General features: G+C 71.2%; 22 protein-coding genes and 1 pseudogene. 9 read left to right on the top strand and 14 right to left on the bottom strand.

The window, feature by feature from the left end; translation table 11 throughout:
* Positions 1–56 precede the first annotated feature (56 nt).
* Positions 57–1,475 carry an ABC transporter substrate-binding protein gene (locus ACWPOB_RS14350; protein ID WP_455401238.1) on the bottom strand — a complete coding sequence of 473 codons (1,419 nt, stop codon included), beginning with the start codon at positions 1,473–1,475 and terminating at the stop codon, positions 57–59.
* 275 nt (positions 1,476–1,750) lie between these two features.
* Here ACWPOB_RS14350 and ACWPOB_RS14345 point away from each other — a divergent pair, with 275 nt between their 5' ends.
* The 6 genes from ACWPOB_RS14345 (at position 1,751) to ACWPOB_RS14320 (ending at position 6,009) form a co-directional block, all read left to right on the top strand.
* Positions 1,751–2,965 carry an anion permease gene (locus ACWPOB_RS14345; protein ID WP_455401237.1) on the top strand — a complete coding sequence of 405 codons (1,215 nt, stop codon included), beginning with the start codon at positions 1,751–1,753 and terminating at the stop codon, positions 2,963–2,965.
* On the top strand, positions 2,962–3,225 hold the full coding sequence (locus tag ACWPOB_RS14340) for a hypothetical protein (protein WP_006935886.1): 264 nt from the start codon (positions 2,962–2,964) through the stop codon (positions 3,223–3,225). Before ACWPOB_RS14345 ends, ACWPOB_RS14340 begins: the two co-directional genes overlap by 4 nt.
* A gap of 40 nt (positions 3,226–3,265) precedes the next feature.
* Positions 3,266–3,604, top strand: coding sequence for a DUF3349 domain-containing protein (locus ACWPOB_RS14335; RefSeq protein ID WP_455401236.1), 339 nt, complete (start codon positions 3,266–3,268; stop codon positions 3,602–3,604).
* Between the two features lie 12 nt (positions 3,605–3,616).
* Positions 3,617–3,916: a DUF3349 domain-containing protein gene (locus ACWPOB_RS14330; RefSeq protein WP_006935891.1), complete on the top strand. Its 300-nt coding sequence runs from the start codon at positions 3,617–3,619 to the stop codon at positions 3,914–3,916.
* Positions 3,913–5,055: an o-succinylbenzoate--CoA ligase gene (gene menE, locus ACWPOB_RS14325; protein WP_455401235.1), complete on the top strand. Its 1,143-nt coding sequence runs from the start codon at positions 3,913–3,915 to the stop codon at positions 5,053–5,055. Before ACWPOB_RS14330 ends, menE begins: the two co-directional genes overlap by 4 nt.
* A gap of 84 nt (positions 5,056–5,139) precedes the next feature.
* A complete protein-coding gene (locus tag ACWPOB_RS14320; protein WP_100057727.1) occupies positions 5,140–6,009 on the top strand; it encodes a 1,4-dihydroxy-2-naphthoate polyprenyltransferase in 870 nt (289 codons plus the stop codon).
* A 20-nt stretch (positions 6,010–6,029) separates the two neighbouring features.
* Here ACWPOB_RS14320 and ACWPOB_RS14315 read toward each other — a convergent pair whose 3' ends face one another.
* The 6 genes from ACWPOB_RS14315 to ACWPOB_RS14290 all read right to left on the bottom strand — a co-directional run bounded on the left by ACWPOB_RS14315 (position 6,030) and on the right by ACWPOB_RS14290 (position 9,549).
* A complete protein-coding gene (locus tag ACWPOB_RS14315) occupies positions 6,030–6,413 on the bottom strand; it encodes a phage holin family protein (RefSeq protein WP_006935897.1) in 384 nt (127 codons plus the stop codon).
* A gap of 51 nt (positions 6,414–6,464) precedes the next feature.
* Positions 6,465–7,019 carry a Clp protease N-terminal domain-containing protein gene (locus tag ACWPOB_RS14310; protein ID WP_455401234.1) on the bottom strand — a complete coding sequence of 185 codons (555 nt, stop codon included), beginning with the start codon at positions 7,017–7,019 and terminating at the stop codon, positions 6,465–6,467.
* 6 nt (positions 7,020–7,025) lie between these two features.
* Positions 7,026–7,241, bottom strand: a complete 216-nt coding sequence (locus ACWPOB_RS14305) for a hypothetical protein (RefSeq protein WP_003937583.1) — start codon at positions 7,239–7,241, stop codon at positions 7,026–7,028.
* A 71-nt stretch (positions 7,242–7,312) separates the two neighbouring features.
* A complete protein-coding gene (locus ACWPOB_RS14300; RefSeq protein ID WP_100057729.1) occupies positions 7,313–8,050 on the bottom strand; it encodes a lysophospholipid acyltransferase family protein in 738 nt (245 codons plus the stop codon).
* 75 nt (positions 8,051–8,125) lie between these two features.
* Positions 8,126–9,217: an L-cysteine desulfhydrase Cds1 gene (gene cds1, locus ACWPOB_RS14295; RefSeq protein WP_100057730.1), complete on the bottom strand. Its 1,092-nt coding sequence runs from the start codon at positions 9,215–9,217 to the stop codon at positions 8,126–8,128.
* Positions 9,214–9,549, bottom strand: coding sequence for a DUF4229 domain-containing protein (locus ACWPOB_RS14290; RefSeq protein WP_100057731.1), 336 nt, complete (start codon positions 9,547–9,549; stop codon positions 9,214–9,216). Before ACWPOB_RS14290 ends, cds1 begins: the two co-directional genes overlap by 4 nt.
* 162 nt (positions 9,550–9,711) lie before the next feature.
* Here ACWPOB_RS14290 and ACWPOB_RS14285 point away from each other — a divergent pair, with 162 nt between their 5' ends.
* Together ACWPOB_RS14285 and ACWPOB_RS14280 are read left to right on the top strand one after the other, a co-directional pair.
* A complete protein-coding gene (locus ACWPOB_RS14285) occupies positions 9,712–9,921 on the top strand; it encodes a BldC family transcriptional regulator (RefSeq protein ID WP_006935908.1) in 210 nt (69 codons plus the stop codon).
* Between the two features lie 127 nt (positions 9,922–10,048).
* Positions 10,049–10,252, top strand: a complete 204-nt coding sequence (locus ACWPOB_RS14280; RefSeq protein ID WP_100057732.1) for a hypothetical protein — start codon at positions 10,049–10,051, stop codon at positions 10,250–10,252.
* A gap of 173 nt (positions 10,253–10,425) precedes the next feature.
* Here the strand turns inward: ACWPOB_RS14280 and ACWPOB_RS14275 are convergent.
* The 3 genes and pseudogenes from ACWPOB_RS14275 to resB all read right to left on the bottom strand — a co-directional run.
* Positions 10,426–11,334, bottom strand: a pseudogene (locus tag ACWPOB_RS14275) (MinD/ParA family ATP-binding protein); the annotation flags it as partial.
* Between the two features lie 95 nt (positions 11,335–11,429).
* A complete protein-coding gene (gene ccsB, locus ACWPOB_RS14270) occupies positions 11,430–12,413 on the bottom strand; it encodes a c-type cytochrome biogenesis protein CcsB (RefSeq protein ID WP_455401233.1) in 984 nt (327 codons plus the stop codon).
* Complete coding sequence (gene resB / locus ACWPOB_RS14265) at positions 12,410–14,092, bottom strand: cytochrome c biogenesis protein ResB (protein ID WP_455401232.1); 1,683 nt, start codon at positions 14,090–14,092, stop codon at positions 12,410–12,412. Before resB ends, ccsB begins: the two co-directional genes overlap by 4 nt.
* A gap of 116 nt (positions 14,093–14,208) precedes the next feature.
* Between resB and ACWPOB_RS14260 the strand changes: the two genes are divergently transcribed.
* The gene (locus tag ACWPOB_RS14260; RefSeq protein WP_455401231.1) at positions 14,209–15,369 is read left to right on the top strand and encodes an RNA-guided endonuclease InsQ/TnpB family protein; all 1,161 of its coding nucleotides are present in this window, start codon (positions 14,209–14,211) and stop codon (positions 15,367–15,369) included.
* A 34-nt stretch (positions 15,370–15,403) separates the two neighbouring features.
* Here the strand turns inward: ACWPOB_RS14260 and ACWPOB_RS14255 are convergent, their stop codons facing one another.
* From ACWPOB_RS14255 to hemL, 4 genes are all read right to left on the bottom strand, one after another.
* A complete protein-coding gene (locus ACWPOB_RS14255; protein ID WP_455401230.1) occupies positions 15,404–16,264 on the bottom strand; it encodes a cytochrome c biogenesis CcdA family protein in 861 nt (286 codons plus the stop codon).
* Positions 16,265–16,350: 86 nt separating this feature from the next.
* Positions 16,351–16,968, bottom strand: coding sequence for a TlpA disulfide reductase family protein (locus ACWPOB_RS14250; protein ID WP_100057936.1), 618 nt, complete (start codon positions 16,966–16,968; stop codon positions 16,351–16,353).
* Complete coding sequence (locus tag ACWPOB_RS14245; RefSeq protein ID WP_100057935.1) at positions 16,965–17,615, bottom strand: histidine phosphatase family protein; 651 nt, start codon at positions 17,613–17,615, stop codon at positions 16,965–16,967. Before ACWPOB_RS14245 ends, ACWPOB_RS14250 begins: the two co-directional genes overlap by 4 nt.
* 50 nt (positions 17,616–17,665) lie before the next feature.
* Positions 17,666–18,988 carry a glutamate-1-semialdehyde 2,1-aminomutase gene (gene hemL / locus ACWPOB_RS14240; protein WP_455401229.1) on the bottom strand — a complete coding sequence of 441 codons (1,323 nt, stop codon included), beginning with the start codon at positions 18,986–18,988 and terminating at the stop codon, positions 17,666–17,668.
* Between the last annotated feature and the right edge of the window lie 40 nt (positions 18,989–19,028).

The following is a 19,028-nucleotide window of genomic DNA, read 5'->3' as shown; positions in this document are numbered from 1 at the left end:
GTGGGGAGGCGGGGCAGTGCCGTGCGGGCACCGCCCCGCCGGTCGGTGCAGGCCGGTCAGTCCTGCGGCTTGATCACGTTCGGGTTCATGAACTTGGTGGCGATCCGGTCGGGTCCGAGTTCGGTGCCCCACGTCTCCGGGGCGGTCTTGACGAGGTACGCGTCGTTGCACTCGAACTCGGCGGCGGTCTGCGGGAACGCCTGCGTGTACGTCTCGCCCTTCAGCGTGACCGTCAGACCGCAGCTGGCCGGCATGTTGGCACCCGGGTCGGTCACGGCGTGCAGTCCGCCGCCGTCCCACTCGTGGATCTGCGACAGTTCGTCGATCATGCACTGCCGGGTCAGGTCGGAGCCGCACTCCTGCGCCGCGGTCGCCCACAGCAGGAACGACGAGGTGGCCTGCATGCCGAGCAGCGCGGTCTTGCCGCCCTGCGCCCCGACAAGGTCGAGGTACTGCTGCACCGCCGGCACCTTGTCCGCGTTCTCGAGCATCTGGAAGGTCATGCCCGCGTGCAGGTTGTCGAGCAGACCGCCGGCGTTCGCCTCCTCGACGGTCTGGCCGTACCAGGTCGCCTCACCCATCAGGACGGGATCGATGCCCACCTGGTCGAGCGCCTTGAAGAAGTTCAACTCGTTCGGCACCGGCGACCGGGAGGTCCACAGGCCCTCGACGCCGCACTCCTTGAACTTCTCGGCGAACGGGACGTAGCTGGCCTCGCCGTCGTAGTTGATGGTGACGCCGCAGTTCTTCAGCTCGAACCCGGCGGCCTCGGCGATCGAGCGCACCTTGGTCAGCGATGTGATGATGGTCGGCATCGTGCTGCCGACGAGGTCGAACTTGTCCTTCAGGTCCGGCCGCAGCTGCGCCATCTGGAACCATGCCGAGCCGTTGGCGTAGTCCACCGGGAACGGCACACCCTGGTAGGTCATGGGGCCGTTGGCCGCCTCCGGCGACACCGTGAAGCCGGGCACCGCCGCGAGGTTGCAGGCCACGCGGGTCTGCTCGGCGGTCTGGTCCATCGCGAAGCCGTGACCGACCATCATGAACTCGGAGCGGCACGCGTCCTGCATGACGGAGTTGGCCTGGGTCATCGCTGCGTCGTAGTCGGTGCCGACGATCGTGCGCCCATTGATGCCGCCTTGGGCGTTGCACCAGTCGATCATCGCGGAGACGGCGTCCGACATCTCCTTGTTCAGGCCCGGGCTCTTGGCGTAGCCGCGGTCGTCGCCGTAGCCGATGCGGATCTCGGTGTCGGTCACGCCCTGGTCGGTGGCGCCCGCGGCGTCCCCCTCCCCGCACGGCGAGTCCAGGGTGCCGAACTTGTCCACCGCGACGGTATCGGCCGCGGCGGCCCCGGTCCCGGTCGCGCCGGCCCCGCCCGACGGGTCGGCGCCGCGTTCGCCGGCACAGGCCGAGAGCAGCGCCGTGGACGCCGTCAGCGCCAGCACGGTCCTGGCGAGTGTGTGCTTGTTCAAGGTCGGGTGTCTCCTTCGTCGCGGGGCTCCGTCCGGCGGAAGCTCCGGGGCGGTGTACTGCGGCGAAAGCTAGCCAGGGCCGGGAAGGGCGGGACGAGAGATTCCCGTTCAGTGAGACCTGTCGTGAAGCCGGTCACACGCTCCGCGCCGAGTGAAACTCCACACAGCGGGGAACCGGCGCACGCGGGCTGCCACCACCGGAAGGAGCCGGGGTGTCCGCGTTCACCTCGCTGTCGCTGTACTTTTACCCACCGGCTACCTCACAATCGGCAGATGTGACCGCAGAGCTTGTCGTCCTCCTGGTGGTGGTAGTCACTGCCCTCGCATTCGACTTCACCAACGGCTTCCACGACACCGGGAACGCGATGGCGACATCGATCGCCACCGGCGCCCTGAAACCGAAGGTTGCGGTCGCCCTCTCCGCCTCGCTCAACCTCGTCGGCGCGTTCCTGTCCGTCGAGGTCGCCGCGACGGTCGCCAAGGGGGTGGTCAACCTGGACAGCACCGGCGGCGAGGCCCTGCTGCTCATCGTGTTCGCCGGTCTCGTCGGCGGGATCCTCTGGAACCTCGCGACGTGGCTGTTCGGCCTGCCGTCGAGCTCGTCGCACGCACTGTTCGGCGGCCTCATCGGCGCCGCCCTCGCCTCCCTCGGGATCGACGGCGTGGTGTGGGACGGAGTGATCGGCAAGGTGATCATCCCGGCGCTGCTGGCGCCGGTGGTGGCGGCACTCGTCGCCACGGTCGGCACCTGGTCGGTGCACCGCATCACCCGTACGGTGCCCGACGACACCCGCGGTCACGGCTTCCGCATCGGCCAGATCGGTTCCGCCTCCCTGGTGTCGCTGGCGCACGGCACCAACGACGCGCAGAAGACGATGGGCGTGATCTTCCTGGCGCTCGTCGCGCACGGCAGCCTCACCGCAGAGGCGGAGATGCCGTTCTGGGTGAAGCTCTCCTGCGCCGTCGCGATCGCCCTGGGCACCTACCTCGGTGGCTGGCGCATCATCCGCACCCTCGGCAAGGGGCTGGTGGAGATCGCACCGCCGCAGGGCATGGCAGCGGAGTCGTCGTCGGCCGCGATCATCCTCACCTCGAGCCACTTCGGTCTGCCCCTGTCGACCACCCACGTGGCGACCGGTTCGATCCTGGGGTCCGGACTCGGCACCCGCTCCGCGAACGTGCGCTGGGGCGTCGCCGGCCGGATGGCCGTCGCCTGGCTGATCACGCTGCCGTCCGCAGCGCTCGTCGGCGCGCTGTGCTGGGGTCTGGCCCACCTGATCGGCGGCCTGTCAGGCGTGATCCTGGTGTTCGCGGTGCTGTGCGCGTTGTCGGTGCTGATGTACCTGCGGTCGCGCCGGCAGCCGATCGACGCCTCCAACGTCACCGCGGAATGGGACGGCAAGCTTGCTCCGGCTCCGGCTCCGGCCCCGACCCCGGCCCCCGAGGACGTGCCGGCCGCACCGACCACACCCACGGAGGGACGCCCGTGAACCTGTTGACGAACACCCTGAGCTCGCTGTGGCAGGTCGTCCTCGTCGGCCTCTTCTTCGGAGCGGGCCTGCCGGCCGTCTTCGCGCTGGGCATGCGATCGCTCGTCGCGGGGCGCGCCGGAGAGCAGGCCCGGCCGAACCCGCTCGGCATCGCCGGCGCCGTCGTCTGCTTCGCCGTCGTGCTGATCGCGATCGTCGCGGGGATACTGTTGCTGGCTTCGGACTTCCTGTCGAGCACCTTCGGCATCGACGTCTTCTGAGCCACCACTGTCCCGCCGTCCGTCCCACGAAAGAACCGCATTGCCCAAGTACTCGCTCCGTTCGGTCCTCGACTGGCTGCGCGCCGGCTATCCGGAAGGCATCCCGGCCAAGGATCACTTCGCGCTGCTCGCCGTGCTGCGGCGGCGCCTGACGGACGAGGAGATCGCCAAGGTGTGCGAGATGTCGATCGCCACGGCGCACGAGCATCCCGAGCGCTGTGTCGACTACGACACGCTCGAGCAGATCATCGCCGGCGTGCTGCACGAGGAACCGGCGGAGGAGGACCTCGAACGGGTCGCCGGGCACCTCGCCGCGGGAGGCTGGCCGGTGGTCGCCGAGGACGGGACCGTGGTGACCGGCGACGACGGGACGGACTGAGGAGGTGCCCCCGTGACCCTTCCACCGTTCCTCACCTCGATCATCGAGTGGCTGCGGGCCGGCTACCCGGAGGGCGTGCCGGAACAGGACTACGTACCGCTGTTCGCGCTGCTCAGCCGGCGGTTGTCGGAGGACGAGGTCGACCAGGTGGCGCACACCCTCGTCGACGACGGGGACCTGCCCATCTCGAAGACGGACATCGCCGTGCTGATCACGAAGATCACCAACGAGATGCCGCTCGAACAGGACATCGATCGGGTGCGCCGGCACCTCGAGACCGGAGGGTGGCCGCTCACCGGCCCCGCCACATGAATCTCGAGGTGCTGCCCGTCCCCCCCGGCGACGCCGTGCGGGAGGTGCTGCCCGCACTACGGCGCATGCTCGACGGCGACGGACCGGCCCTGCTCCCGGTGCCGGTCGCCGACGACCGGGAAATCCGGAGACTGACCGAAGCGCTGCGCCCGGGCGAACCCGTCGACGACGGCATCGGCCTGGTCGTCGCCACCTCGGGCACCACGGGCACCCCGAAGGGCGCCCAGCTGACCGCCGGGGCGCTGCGGGCCAGCGGTGACGCCACCCACGAGCGCCTCGGCGGACGCGGCTCGTGGCTGCTGGCGCTGCCGGCCCACCACATCGCCGGAATGCAGGTGCTGCTGCGGGGCCTGCTCGCGGGAGCCGGGCCCGTCGTGATCGACGTCGCCGGCGGCTTCGATCCGGCTCGGCTGCCGGCGGCGGTCGCCGCCATGCCCGGTGGGCGGCGCTACACGTCGCTGGTGCCCACGCAGCTGATCAAGGCCCTGGACCACCCGGACGCCGTCGCGGCCCTCGCCGACCTGGACGCGGTCCTGCTGGGCGGTGCCGCCACGCCCGCCCCGGTCCTGCGCCGGGCGCAGGACGCCGGGATCACCGTCGTCCGCACCTACGGGATGAGCGAGACGTGCGGCGGGTGCGTGTACGACGGGGTCCCACTGGCCGGGACCACGGTCCGGGTCGACGCGCAGTCGCGGGTGTGGCTCGGCGGGGCCACACTCGCGCGCGGCTATCGCGGTCTGCCCGATCATCCGGCGTTCGCCGAACCCGGCTGGTTCCGCACCGACGACGCGGGCGAGCTCACCGACGGCGTCCTCCGCATCCTGGGGCGCCTGGACGAGGCCATCTCCACGGGCGGCCTCACCGTCGTGCCGCAGGTCGTCGAGGCCGTCCTGCTCGAGCACCCCGCGGTACGCGAATGCGCCGTGATCGGATTGCCCGACCCCCGGCTCGGTCAACGGGTGGCGGCCGTCGTCGTCCCGGAGGGCGGCGCCTCCCCCACCCTCGACGACCTGCGAGCCTGGACCAGCGCGTCGCTGGACGTCACGGCGGCGCCGCGGGCGCTGCACGTCGTGCCGGCCCTGCCGTTACGCGGCCCCGGCAAGGTGGACCGGCGGGCACTGGTCGCCCGGTTCTCGTAGGCCGACCGGTTCGGCCGAGCGAATGTATCGCTCATCTCCTCGGGCCGACAGGATGGCACATTCGCTCGATGGCAGGATCGACGCATGGCAACCGCTGGTCAATGGCTCGAAGGCGCCCGTCCGCGCACCCTTCCCAACGCGATCGCACCCGTCGTCGCCGGCACGGGGGCGGCGGCCGCGCTCGACGGCGTGGTGTGGTGGAAGGCTCTCCTGGCGTTGGTGGTCGCCCTGGCGCTGATCGTCGGGGTCAACCTCGCCAACGACTACTCCGACGGCATCCGCGGGACCGACGACGACCGCGTCGGGCCGCTGCGGCTGGTGGGATCCGGGGCGGCGTCGCCGGCGTCGGTCAAGCGGGCCGCGTTCGCGTGTTTCGGAGTGGGCGCGGTGGCCGGGATCGCCCTGGCGATCACGAGCGCGTGGTGGCTGCTCCTGGTGGGCGCGGTGTGCATCGCCGGCGCCTGGTACTACACGGGCGGCCGCAACCCCTACGGCTACAGCGGGTTCGGCGAGATCGCCGTGTTCGTGTTCTTCGGGCTCGTCGCCGTGCTGGGCACGCAGTTCGTGCAGGCCGGCCGGGCCGACTGGGTCGGGCTGGCGTGTGCGGTGGCGGTGGGCTCGTTCTCGAGCGCGGTGCTGGTGGCGAACAACCTGCGCGACATCCCCACCGACACCGTCTCGGGCAAGCGCACGCTCGCGGTGCGGCTGGGCGACCCGCGGACCCGGACGCTGCACCTGATGCTGCTGGCCGTGCCGTTCGCGGCGTCGCTGGCACTGGTGGCGCGCACGCCGTGGGCGCTGGCGGGCCTGCTGGCGCTGCCGTTCGCGGTGCGCGCCCATGCACCCGTGCGGTCCGGCGGCCTGGGGTTGAGCCTGATCCCCGCGCTGCGGGATTCGGGCTTGGCGATGCTGGTGTGGGCCGTTGCGACCGCAGCCGCCCTGTTCCTGGCCTGAGGCGTCCCGCGCCCGGAACTTCAGTCCCGGTCGGGCACCAGCACGCCGAGCACCCAGTTGACGATCGAGATGATCAGCGCGCCCCAGAACGCGGTCCAGAAGCCCTCGACGGTCAGGCCGTAGTCGGTGAACTCGCTCAGCCACGCGGTGAGCAGGAGCATCAGCGCGTTCACGACGAGCGTGAACAGCCCCAGGGTCAGGATCAGCAGCGGCAGCGACAGCAGCTGCACGAGCGGCTTGACGAAGGCGTTGACGACGGTGAAGACGAGCGCGATCACCAGCAGGGAGATGATCTCGTTGGCGGCGCCGGTGCCGGAGCCGGTGAAGTCGATGCCGGAGACCCATTGGGCCGCCAGCCAGATGGCGACGGCGTTGAGGACCAGCCGGACCAGGAAGTTGATCATGCCGCCACTGTCGCACATTCCGGCCCCGGCGCGCGGTCGGGAACCGGTCGGTCAGGCGGCGCGACCCGGGTAGTCCCGCAGGCGGTCGCGGAGCGCCCTGCGGGACACGTGGGACTCGACGAGCGTGCAGGCGCGGTCGTCGTCGGAGCGCAGTACCCCGAGCAGGAGGTGCTCGCAGCCGATGACGCGGTCGCGGCGCGCGAGGGCTTCCCGCAGGGCGAGCTGCAGGGACTTCTTCGCGGCAGGATCGAACGGAAGGTGACCGGCAAAGGACCCCCGCCGGTTCCGGCCGGGTCCGCGGTCGAGGATGCCCTCGCCGAAGGTCTCCTCGAGCCGGGCCCGGACGGAATCGAGGTCGATGCCGATAGCACCGAGCGCGGCGGCGTCCTCGTCGCCGAGCACCCCGGTGTCCCGGGCGAGTTCGCTGCGCACGGTCTCGGCGGTGAGGCCGACGTCGGCGAGCAGGTGCCGCAGCGTCACGTCCGCGGTGACGAGGAGGCCGAGCAGCAGGTGGGCCGGCTCGATGCGGGGAGCGTTCAGCTCCCGGGCCTCCCCCTGCGCGGTGACGACGGCAGCTCGTGCGCCGGCGGTGAATCGTTCGAACACGGCGGATCACCCACGCTTCCGGTTGTACTTCTGGTGGACGGCCTGCCTGCTCACCTCGAGCGCGTCGGCGATCGCCTGCCACGACCAGCCCTGCCGGCGGGCGTTGTCGACCTGGATCGCCTCGAGTCGTTCGAGCAACCGTCGCAGGGCCCGCACAGCCCGCAGCCCCTCTGCGGGGTCGGGACTTCCGGCGGCGGCGGCGAGTGTGGTGGCCTCGGTCATACCGTCAATTTACGTTGACAAGCAGGCGGACGTCAAGAAGAGTTGACAAGCCGGGACGGAGCGCGACCGGCTCAGTACCGCGCGACGGCGCCGTCCACCGCACGCTGCAGTTCGTCCTGCACCAGGCGCGTGACGTCGCGAACCTTGCCGTCGAGGTCGGTGACGGGCTCGGTGAGAAACACGCTCGCCGGGCGCGACGGGTCCTTGCCGGGCCCGTAGCCGATACCGACGCACACCAGCGCGGGCCGCGCCCCCAGATCGCGCGAGCGGCGGACGATGTGCCCGATACCGGTCCCGAGCGGCTGCAACCGGGTCGGGTCCCCCTCGTTGCAGGTGCCCTCGGGGAAGATCGCGACACTGTCGCCATGATGCAGCCGGGCGGCGGAGACGTCCATCATCCGGCGCCCGGCGTCGGAGACCGCCCGCAGGCCGTGGTTCTTGGCCCGGAAGACCGGAATCCCGCCCATCATGTCGATCTTGCGGCGCTGCGACTCGTCGGCGAACAGCTCGTCCTTCGCCAGCACCCGCGTGCTGCCGATCACCGGGCGCAGCGGGGAACGCCACGCCGTCGCCGCGAGGACGTACTGATCGCTGTGGGTGAGGTGGTTGGCGACGATCAGGAGCGGCGTCCGAGCCCGGATGAGTTCGCGGAGGCGATCGCGGACCCGGTCGTCGCAGCGCACCCGGGGGCGGTACCGGGCGGCGAGCAGGGCGTAGGCCGCCCGGGCGACGGGCCGGCTCTGCCGGTGCTCGAGGTAGAAGTCGTAGACGGCTTCGTAGTTGTCCAGGGCCACGACGGGGCGTTCCATGCCCCCACGATACTCAACCTACGACACCGTAGGCTACGGCCTCGTAGGGTCGGGTGCGGCCGGGGCCGCGACGGCTCAGGCCTCCCACCTGCCGGTGGCCGCGAACTTCTCGAGCGTCGCGGTCGGGCCGGCCAGATCCATGCCCTCACCGGCCACCCAGCCGTCGTCGAAGTAGGTGCCCGCGTAGCGTTCCCCGCCGTCACACAGGAGGGTGACGACGCTGCCGCGCCGGCCGTCGGCGATCATCTCGGCGATCAGGCCGAACGCACCCCACAGGTTGGTCCCGGTCGAGCCCCCGACGCGGCGGCCCAGGCTCTCACTCGCGTGCCGCATGGCGGCGATCGACGCGGCGTCGGGCACCCGGATCATCCGGTCCACCACCTGGCCGACGAACGACGGCTCCACCCGGGGCCTACCGATGCCCTCGATCCGCGACGGCATGCCGGTGGTGTAGTCCACGGAGCCCGTCTCGTACCCGCCGTAGAACGCGGAGTTCTCGGGGTCGACGACGGCCAGCCGGGTGCGGTGGCGGCGGTACCGGATGTACCGGCCGACGGTCGCGCTGGTGCCGCCGGTGCCGGCGCCGACGACGATCCACTCCGGGATCGGATACTCCTCGAGCTGCAGCTGGGTGAAGATCGATTCGGCGATGTTGTTGTTGCCGCGCCAGTCGGTGGCCCGCTCGGCGTGAGTGAACTGGTCCATGTAGTGACCGCCCAGCTCGACGGCGAGCCGGCGTGCCTCGGCGTAGATCTCCGGCGGCCGGTCGATGTAGTGGCACTGCCCACCCTGCGCCTCGATGAGCGCAACCTTGGCGGGGCTGGTGTTGCGCGGCATCACCGCGACGAAGTCGAGGCCGAGCAGCTTCGCGAAGTATGCCTCGCTGACGGCGGTCGAACCGGACGACGCCTCGATGATCGGGGTGTCCTCGCGCACCCAGCCGTTGCAGATGGCGTAGAGGAACAACGACCGCGCGAGCCGGTGCTTCAGGCTGCCGGTGATGTGCGTGGACTCGTCCTTCAGGTACAGCTGGACGCCCCACCCGGGAGGCAGCGGATAGCGCAGCAAGTGCGTGTCGGCGCTGCGCTGGGCGTCGGCCTCGATCAGCTGGACGGCACGGTCCACCCAGTCCCGCGACGCGCTGCGATCGACGACGCCGTCACTCACCTACGATCCTCGCCGCGCAGGCGGGCCTGCAGGTCGGCCCGGTCGGCGCGCCGGCGCGCGTCGACGGACGCGATACTCTCGTTCACCCGGCGGCGCAGCGGCGCGAACACGACGAGCGAGAGCGGCAGCGCGATCAGCACCGCGAAGAGCGCGGCGACCAGCAGGGGGATCTCCACTCCGAACAGGCGGGGCACGTAGAGGATCACCACAGCGAGCACGAGGACGAGGGCCAGCCGGGCCAGCGAGTAGAGGGCGACGTCCCGGGCCAGGGTGCCCTTGCCGGTGCCGGCGTTGGCGGGCTGGTCAGGACGGTTCTGCGATGCTTCACTCACCCGTCCAGGGTAACCGCCGCGCGCGGGCACTCTGCTGGGCGACCGTCCGTTTTGTCTATTACTTCCGCTTTACCAACCGTAGACCGTTCGAGCAACCGGGGTATTCGGTGTCAACATGGCCACGTCGATCCGAACGAGACGAAACACCCGGAAGGACCATCGATGAGCGCACCCGCATTCAACGGCGCGAAGGAATCGCTGCTGACCCCCGGCCAGGTCGCGGCCCTGTTCCACGTGGACCCGAAGACGGTCACCCGCTGGGCCCACGCCGGCCGGCTCGGCTCGCTGCGCACCCCCGGCGGTCACCGCCGCTTCCGGGAGTCCGAGGTACTCGCGCTGCTGCGCTCCCTCACCACCGAAGCCACCCGCTGATCCGAGGAGACGGAGGCATCGTCGGGGACCCAGGCCACATCTGCACTCTCGCCACTACGAATAGACTGAAGGGGCAGGCCCGGCCGGCTGCGGAAACGCCGGCGGACTGCTCGCGGCGAGGAGGTGCGTGGTGCTCTACCTGTTGGCCATAGTCGGGGCCCTCACGATTGCGGTGCTGCTGTGGAAGGCGTTCGGTCCCGACCTTCGCTCCCGGCCGACCCGCGTGATCGGACCCGACGACGACCCGGACTTCCTGTGGGAGGTCGACCGGGAGTTCCGGCGCAGGTCCGCCGACGGCACCCCCGGACCCGATCAGGACCCCGGAGACTGATCTCCGGCCGAGTGACCTGCCCCGTCGCTGCGCTCGCCCCGGTGACCTGTCCCGTCGCTGCGCTCGCCCCGGTGACCTGTCCCGTCGCTGCGCTCGCCCCGGTGACCTGTCCCGTCGCTGCGCTCGCCCCGGTGACCTGTCCCGTCGCTGCGCTCGCCCCGGTGACCGCGACGCGGGAAGTCGGCGGCGACCCCCGCCGCGAGTTCCAGCAGAGCTCGCCGGGTGCGTGGCTGCAGCCGGGCCAGGTCCACCTCCGCACCCTCCTCGAGGTGCGGATCGAACGGCAGCACGTGGACGGCGCGGCAGCGCCGCGCGAAGTGCTCGACCAGCCGCTCCACGTCCACCTTGCCGGACCGGGGCCGCACGGCGTTGACCACCGCCACCGAGCGGGCCACCAGGTCCCGGTAGCCGTGGGCGTCGAGCCAGTCCAGCGTCGCCGAGGCGCTCCGCGCACCGTCCACCGATCCGGAGCTGACGACCACCAGCGTGTCCGCGTTCTCGAGGATCGCGCGCATCGCCGAGTGCATCAGTCCCGTGCCGCAGTCGGTGAGCACGATGTTGTGGAACCGTTCGAGGATTGCCAGCGCCCGCTCGTAGTCCCGCGCGCTGAACGCCTCCGAGACGGCCGGGTCGCTGTCCGAGGCCAGCACCTCGAGGCGATGCCGGTTCTGTGAGGTGTGGGCCCGGACGTCGCCGTAACGGTGGATGTGCGCCTCGTCGCGCAGCAGCGTGCGCACCGTGCCGGACGTTCGGTCGGCGACCTTCTGGCTGAGTGTCCCCCGGTCGGGATTGGCGTCCACCGCAACTACCCGGTCGCCCCGCAACGACGCGAACGTCGATCCGAGCGTGACCGTGGTGGTGGTCTTACCGACCCCGCCCTTCAGGCTCAGCAGCGCGATCCGGTAGCAGCCGTGCAGCGGTCCGCGCACCTGCTCGACCAGTTCGCGGCGCTGCCGGCCCCGTCGGCTGTCGCCGGGATCGATGCGCCCGCCGGTGCCGCGGTACACGGCCCGGCGCCACCCCCGCGCGGGCGCCGGCTGCACCCGGCTCACGAGAAGCGATGCGTCCAGATCCCGCGCCGACGGCTGCGCCGTCCCCGTCCGCCCGCCGTCCTCCGGCACCACGTCGTCCCCCGTCCCCGGTCCCCCACGGCCCGGCCGACGCGGACGATAACAGATCAGGTCAGGCCGGCGTACGAGTGCAGACCGGAGACGACCATGTTGATGATGAAGAGGTTGAACAGCATGGCGACGAAGCCGGCGACGTTGATCCAGGCCGCGCGCGTGTTGCGCCAGCCCGACGTCGCGCGGGCGTGCAGGTACGCCGCGTACATCACCCAGGTGATGAACGAGACGGTCTCCTTGGGATCCCAGCCCCAGAACCGGCCCCAGGAGGCCTCGGCCCAGATCGCGCCGAGGATGATGCCGGCGCCGAACAGCGGGAACCCGATGATGGTGGTGCGGTAGGCGAGACGGTCCAGGGTCTGCGCGTCCGGCAGGCGCTCGGCGATCCGGCCGAACACGCCGCGACCCTCCTCGCCCTTCGGGAACCGGATGCGCAGCAGGAACAGCAGGCTGGCGACGCCGGAGACCAGGAAGATGCCGCTGCCGACGCTGATGATGGTCACATGGATGGGCAGCCAGAACGACTGCAGGGCGGGCACGACGGGCGCGGCGTCGGCGTACAGCACGGTCGCCGCGAGGAACATCAGGATCAGCACCGGCACGAGCAGGTAGACCCACATGATCCGGTAGGCCGGCCGGCGCAGCACCACCAGGCCGAACAGCACCGCCGCGGCGCACGCCATCGACACGAACTCGTACATGTTGCCGAGCGGGAAGCGCTCGGTGGACAGCCCGCGCAGCACGATCGACGTGACCTGCAGGGCGGCCACCACGACGACGAGCGCGCGCCCCATGTTGCCGAGACGCTCGGACAGCGTCCGGCCCCGCGGCTCCTCCACCCGGCCCGGACCGTCCGGCGCCGAGGGCGGCTCGCCGGCCGCGCCGACGGCGACGAGAGTGCGCTCGCGCTCGGCGACGAGATCGGCCCGGTGCGAGGCGTACTCGGCGATCAGCAGCACCAGCGCGAGCACCAGCACCGCGAACGCCGATTCGAATGCCCAGTCGCTGTACTGCGCGAGAGTCTCGTTGAGGGTCATGCCTTCTTCTCCTGTGCTGCCTTCGCACGTGCGGTCGTGTCGTCGCCGAGCAGTCGGCCGGTCAGACGCTCGAACTCGTCACCCCATCCGGCCTGGTCGGTCCGGGCGAGACCACCGAGTTCTACTACGGTACGTCGTTCCCCGTCGGCCACTGTACCGGCCGGGTAGGCCCGCACCCAGATCCGGCGGCGCTTGATCAGCAACGACACCAGAAGCCCCACCATCATCGTGATCGCCGAAACCAGCACCCAGGTCTGCGCCGGGTCGTGCGAGACCTGCAGGTTCACGAAATCGGTCGCGCCGTCGAAGCGGATCTGTGTCCCGTCGGGGAGCGTCACGCTCTCCCCCGCGAACAGGTTCACCCGGTCCTGCTTGACCAGCCGGCCCTGGTTGATCAGCTCACCGTTGAGGGAGAACAGCGACTGCGGGGTGCCGGTGTCGAGACCCGTGTCGCCCTTGTAGATGTCGATCGCGACGGCGGGATCGGTCAGCGCCGGGTAACCGGAGGACAACAGGTTGCCGTGGAACACCGCGGTGGGCGCGAACAGGCCCTCGATCGCGATCTGGTTGCGCCGCCGCTCGTCGGGATCCGGGTACATCCCGCCCGGCGGGTCGAACCGCATCGCGCCGCTGCTGAGGAAGGTGGTCGCGTCGTCGGGCCGCCACTGCAGCGTCTCGGTGCGGGTCTCGCCGTCGGGCCACGTCACCGTGAAGGACGGCGCGAAGCCGTGGCCCTGCAGGTAGACGCGGTCGCTACCGACCCGCAGCGGGTGGTTCACCCGCAGCTGCGCGTCGCGCCAGGTGTTCGTCGTCAGGTCGGCCCCCGCCTGGTAGTCGATGTTCGAGGTGAACATCTCGGCCTGCCCGTTGTCGAGGTAGTCCGCGGAGAAGTCCTTCACGCGGATGCACATCGGAGTCAGGCCCGTGCCGTCGAGGGTGTTGCCCGCGCGGAACGAGTCGAACGCCGCCGGCGAGCTCGTGCAGAACTCCTCACCGTTGGCGACCAGGATGCGCTGGCCCTCGTAGCCGAACAGCTTGCCCACCGCGACCGCGGCGAGCAGACCCACCAGCGCGAGGTGGAACAGCAGGTTGCCGGCCTCGCGCAGGTACCCCTTCTCCGCGGAGAGCGTGAGCTCGCCGTCGCGCGCGCCGCGCCCGACGGCCGTCTCCGCGCCGCGCTCGGCGATGCGCCAGCCCCGCAACTGACCGCGCACCCGGGCGAGCACCTCCTCGGGCGAGGCGTCGACCGTGGTCTCGAGGTGGTGCGGCAGCCGCGACAGGTTACGCGGCGCCGGCACGGGCCGGGTGCGCAGCGCCCGGTAGTACTCCGTGCAGCGCGGCAGGATGCAGCCGATCAGGGAGACGAACAGCAGCACGTAGATCGCGGTGAACCAGAAGCTGCCGAACACGTCGAACAACTCGAGCCGGTCCAGGAGCGGCCCGAGGGCCGGGCGCGCGGCGATGTACTCGTCGACCTTGCCGGAATTGAGGCTGCGCTGCGGCAGCAGCGCGCCGGGGATCGCGGCCAGCGCGAGCAGGAACAGCAGCACCAGCGCGGTGCGCATCGACGTCAGGCCGCGCCAGGTGTTGCGGACGAACGCCGCGGTCCGACCGGCCGGGCCCTGCCGCGGCGGCGGGGTCGGCGACGGTGGGGCGGTGGGGGTGTCGGTGGCCGTCATATGGTGTTCGGCGCGGGTACTCCCTCGTTCCCGAGGGAGAAAAAACGCCGTCCTCCTTCCCGGTATCGGGGTGGTGTCGAGCACACGTGTCGGTGGGTGCGGCTACGGTGCCGGGCATGGGGGTGGAGGTGGTGCGCTACAACTACCGGCTGCGGCCGGGCCGCCTCGCCGAACGCGCCCTGCTCGACGAGTGGCATCGCTGCCGGTTCCTGTGGAACGAGGCGGTCCACCAACAGAAGGCCGGGGCGAAACCCACCTTCGGGAAGCTGAGCGCACTGCTCACCCGAGCCCGCAAGGATTCGTCGTGGTTGCGGGCCGGATCCCAGGTGGCCCAGCAGCAGACGTTGCGGACCTACGCCCGGGCCCTGGACGATTCGTTCCGGATCACCGGGCGGGGCCGGCCGCGGTTCAAGGCCCGCAAGAAGGCGTTGCCTTCGCTCGAGTACACCCGCCGCGGCTTCACCGTGCGCGAGGGCCGGTTGGTGCTGGCCAAGGGGGTCAGCATCGCGGTGGTGTGGTCGCGGGAGCTGCCGTCCGAGCCGTCGAGTGTGCGCATCACCCGCGATGCGCTGGGGCAGTGGTATGCCTCGTTCGTCGTCACCCGCGACCGCGTCCCGATGCCGGACGCGCCGGAGGGTTCGGCGATCGGTGTCGACTGGGGCGTGAGCAGGACCGCGACCACCACCACCGACGAACGGTTCGACCTGCCGCACCGGCAGCACCGCACCCGCTGCGCGGCGGAGTTGGCGAAGGCGCAACGCACGATGGCCCGTCGCCGCCGGGGAAGAGGCCGAACCCCGTCGAACGGCTACCGGCGGGCCCGTAAGCGGGCGGCGAAGATCCAGCAGAAGGCCGCGGGGCGGACCCGGCACGAGGCGCAGGCGTGGGCGCGGCGGGTGGTCGCCCATCATGCGGTGATCGCGGTGGAGGATTTCCGGCCCCGGTTCCTCGCCAGGTCCACGATGGCGCGCAAGGCCGCGGACGCGGCGATCGCCGCGACCAAGCGCGAACTCGTCGAGCGGGGCAGGCGGGCCGGCCGGAAGGTGGTGCTGGTGCGGCCCGCGTACACGAGCATGACGTGTTCGAGGTGTTTCGCGAGAGCCAAGCAGCCCCTCGGACTCGAGCAACGCATCTTCCGGTGCCCGGCCTGCGGCTACAGCGGATGCCGGGACCGGAACGCTGCCGGAGTGGTTCTGGCTGTGGCGGAGCGTGGCCACACCGGTGTCGACGACGTCAGACAAGCGGATCACCTCCTCGGTGGTGCGGTTGCGGCCTGAGCCGGGAATCTCCCGCCTTCAGGCAGGAGAGGCGTTAAATCGGGAGCGTGACCTCGGAAATAAAGGCGTCCCGGATCCAGGAGACGAACACGTCCCAGGCGCCGGTGACGAGGGCGATTCCGACGGCCATGAGCATGAAGCCGCCGACGAGTTGGACGGTGCGGGCGTGGGCACGCAGCCAGCCCACCCCGCGCAGGGCCCGGGCCGAGCCCAGCGCGAGAACGACGAAGGGCAGCCCGAGGCCGAGGCAGTACGCCACGATCAACGCGACGCCCCGCGCGGCGGTGGTGCCCTCGGTCCCCGCGGCCAGGGAGATCACCCCGGCGAGCGTGGGACCGAGGCACGGCGTCCACCCGAGGGCGAAGACGCCGCCGAGCAGCGGCGCGCCTGCCAGTCCGGAGATGCGCCGGGGTTCGGGGCGGGTGTCGCGCTGCAACGCCGGGATCAGCCCGACGAACACCAGGCCCATCACGATGGTGACCACCCCGCCGATCCGCATCAGCACCTCGCGGTTGACGGAGAGCACGGAGATCGCGCCGAACACCGACGCGGTGGCGAGGACGAACACGACCGTGAATCCGGCGACGAACAGCGCGGCGGCCCCGGCGACGCGCAGGCGCCCGTCGTTGCGGACGGTGGTGGTGCGCCCGCGCGCCTCGGCGGCGGTCACCGCGGGGGCCTCGGCACCCACGACACCGGCCAGATAGGAGAGGTAACCGGGCACGAGCGGCACCACGCAGGGCGACGCGAAGGACACGAGTCCGGCCAGCAGGCACGCCCCGAGGGCCAGCAGCAGCGGGCCGGACGAGGCGACCGACTGGAAGGTGTCCCCGATGCCCGCGGCGAGGACGGCCTCGCTCACGAGCGGACTACTGCTCACCACTGCACCACCCATGTCACTGCACCACCCATGTCACTGCACCACCCATGTCACTGCACCACCCATGTCACTGCACCACCCATGTCACTGCACCACCCATGTCACTGCTCGGACGGACTTTCCGCGGCGACGCGCTCGACGACCGGCTGCAGATCGCTCGCAAGCAGTTCGGTGAGGAACACGGCGGCGACGCGGTGGTCACGGTCGAGGACGACCGTGGTCGGGACGACCGAGGTCGGGTAGTTCGACCCCAGGGCGAGCAGCGAGCGCATCGACGGGTCGTAGATCGACGGGTAGCCCACCCGGTTGTCGACGACGAAATCCTGGGCCTTGTCGCGCTGGTTGTCGCGGACGTTGATGCCGAGGAACTGCACGCCCTGATCCTTGGTGGCCTCGTAGACCTGCTCGAGGTCGTCGGCCTCGCTGCGGCACGGGGCGCACCACTGGCCCCACACGTTGAGCACCACCACCTGGCCGGCGTAGTCGTCGAGCGACAGGGTCTGCCCCTCGTTCATCAGGTCCTCGCCCGACAGTGCACCGAGGGTGCCGCGGTCTGTGGGCGGGTCGTAGAAGATCCGGGTCTGGCCGCCGGGCGAGACGAAGTCGAAGGTGCCCCCGGTGGCGACGGCGTCGTCACCGGTGGCGCACGACGTGAGAGTGAGGCCGCAGGCCAGCGCCGCCGCCGCCAGCGCCGCCCGTCGCGTGGCCCGGCGCCTCATGCGCCGTGGACGGTCGGGTCCGAGGCCCCGGCCGGTTCGGAGTAGACGATGTCGACGAGGGTGTCGCCCTGGTACACCAGCGAGGTCAGCGACGCGAGGCTGCACTGGCGGTGCTGCGGGTTGTGCCACAGCCGCTCGCCCTCGAGGAAGCGGCGCAGCGTCCACACCGGCAGCTGGTGGCTGACGCACACCGCCTCCCGGCCGACCGCGGCGATGCGGGCGGCGTTGACGGCGGCGAGCATGCGGTGCGCGATCTGCAGGTAGGGCTCTCCCCACGACGGGGTGAAGGGGTCGCGCAGCTTCCACCAGTGCCGCGGCCGGCTCAGCGCCCCGTCGCCGACGGCGACCCGCAGGCCCTCGAACTGGTTGCCCGCCTCGACCAGGTTGTCGTCCGTCGCCACCGGCAGGCCGTGCTTGTCCGCGATCGGCTGGGCGGTCTGCTGGGCCCGCTCGAGCGGGGAGGCGACGATGTGCGCGATGTCGTGGTCGGCGAGGGCCGAGGCCACCGACCGAGCCTGTGCCTCCCCGGTCACGGACAGCCGGAAGCCGGGCAGACGGCCGTAGAGGATGCCGCTGGGGTTGTGCACCTCGCCGTGCCGGAGCACGTGCACGATGGTGCGGGTCTCGGACGGGGCAGGTTCGGTCACGTGGGAATTCCTCGGGTGTGCGTCGGGTGTGGTGGCGTGGGAGGGCCCGCTCAGACGGTGGCGGCCGCCGCGGCCTTCGCTGCGTGCGGCAGTGCGTCGGCGATGCGGGAGAACGCGTCGTCGTCGAGCACGGAGGAGACGAACCACGTCTCGAACGCGCTCGGCGGGGCGTAGACGCCGTGGTCGAGCAGCGCGTGGAAGAACGCCGGGAACCGCCACGTCTGCGCGGCCTTGGCCTGCGCGTAGTCGGTGACCGGGTCCTCGGTGAAGAAGACGCTGAGCATGGTGCCGGCGAACTGGACCCGGTGCGCGACGCCCTCGGCCGTGAGGGCCTCGCCGATCATCCGTCCGAGGGTGGTGGCGTTCCGGTCGAGCGCGGCGTAGGCGTCGCTGTCGGCGGCGCGCAGGCTGGCCAGCCCGGCGGCGACGGCGACCGGATTACCCGACAGGGTGCCGGCCTGGTAGACGGGCCCCGCCGGCGCGAGGTGGGCCATGACGTCGGCGCGGCCGCCGAACGCGGCCGCGGGCAGGCCGCCGCTCATCACCTTGCCGAACGTCATGAGGTCGCCGGCGACATTGTCGATGCCGTACCAGCCGGCCGGTCCCGCCCGGAACCCGGTCATCACCTCGTCCATGATCAGCAGCGCGCCGTGCTCGCGGGTCAGCTCGCGCAGGCCGGCGTTGAAGCCCGGCAGCGGCGGGACGGTGCCCATGTTGCCGGCGGCGGCCTCGGTGATCACCGCGGCGATCTTCCCCGGGTTGGCCACGAACGCCGCGCGCACCGCCTCGAGGTCGTTGTACGGCACGACGATGGTGTCTTCGGCCTGCGCACCGGTCACACCCGGCGACGTCGGCAGCCCGAAGGTGGCGACGCCGGAGCCGGCGTCGGCGAGCAGGGCGTCGACGTGACCGTGATAACAGCCCGCGAACTTGACGATCTTGGTTCGGGCGGTGAATCCGCGGGCCAGCCGCACCGCGCTCATCGTCGCCTCGGTGCCCGAGTTGACGAGCCGGACCTGCTCGACGGGTTCGATGCGCGCCACGATCTCCTCGGCGAGTTCCACCTCACCGGCGGTCGGCGCGCCGAACGACAGGCCCGTCGTGGCGGCGCTGCACACCGCGTCGACGACCGCCGGGTGCGCATGGCCGAGGATCATGGGCCCCCACGAACACACCAGGTCGACGTAGGAATTGCCGTCCACGTCGGTCAGCGTGTAGCCCGAGGCGGACGCGACGAAGCGCGGGGTACCGCCGACCGATCCGAATGCGCGGACCGGAGAGTTCACACCCCCGGGAATCACCTTCGACGCCCGGTCGAACAGTGCGGTGGATACGGAGTCGCGGGCGCGAGATGCATCGGGGGTCGCAGTCACGACCTCCAGTGTCCCAGTTTCGCGGGATTTGCCAAAAGGC

Source organism: Rhodococcus sp. 2H158 (genome assembly GCF_053764755.1).
This window is presented reverse-complemented; position numbering and strand designations above follow the sequence as displayed.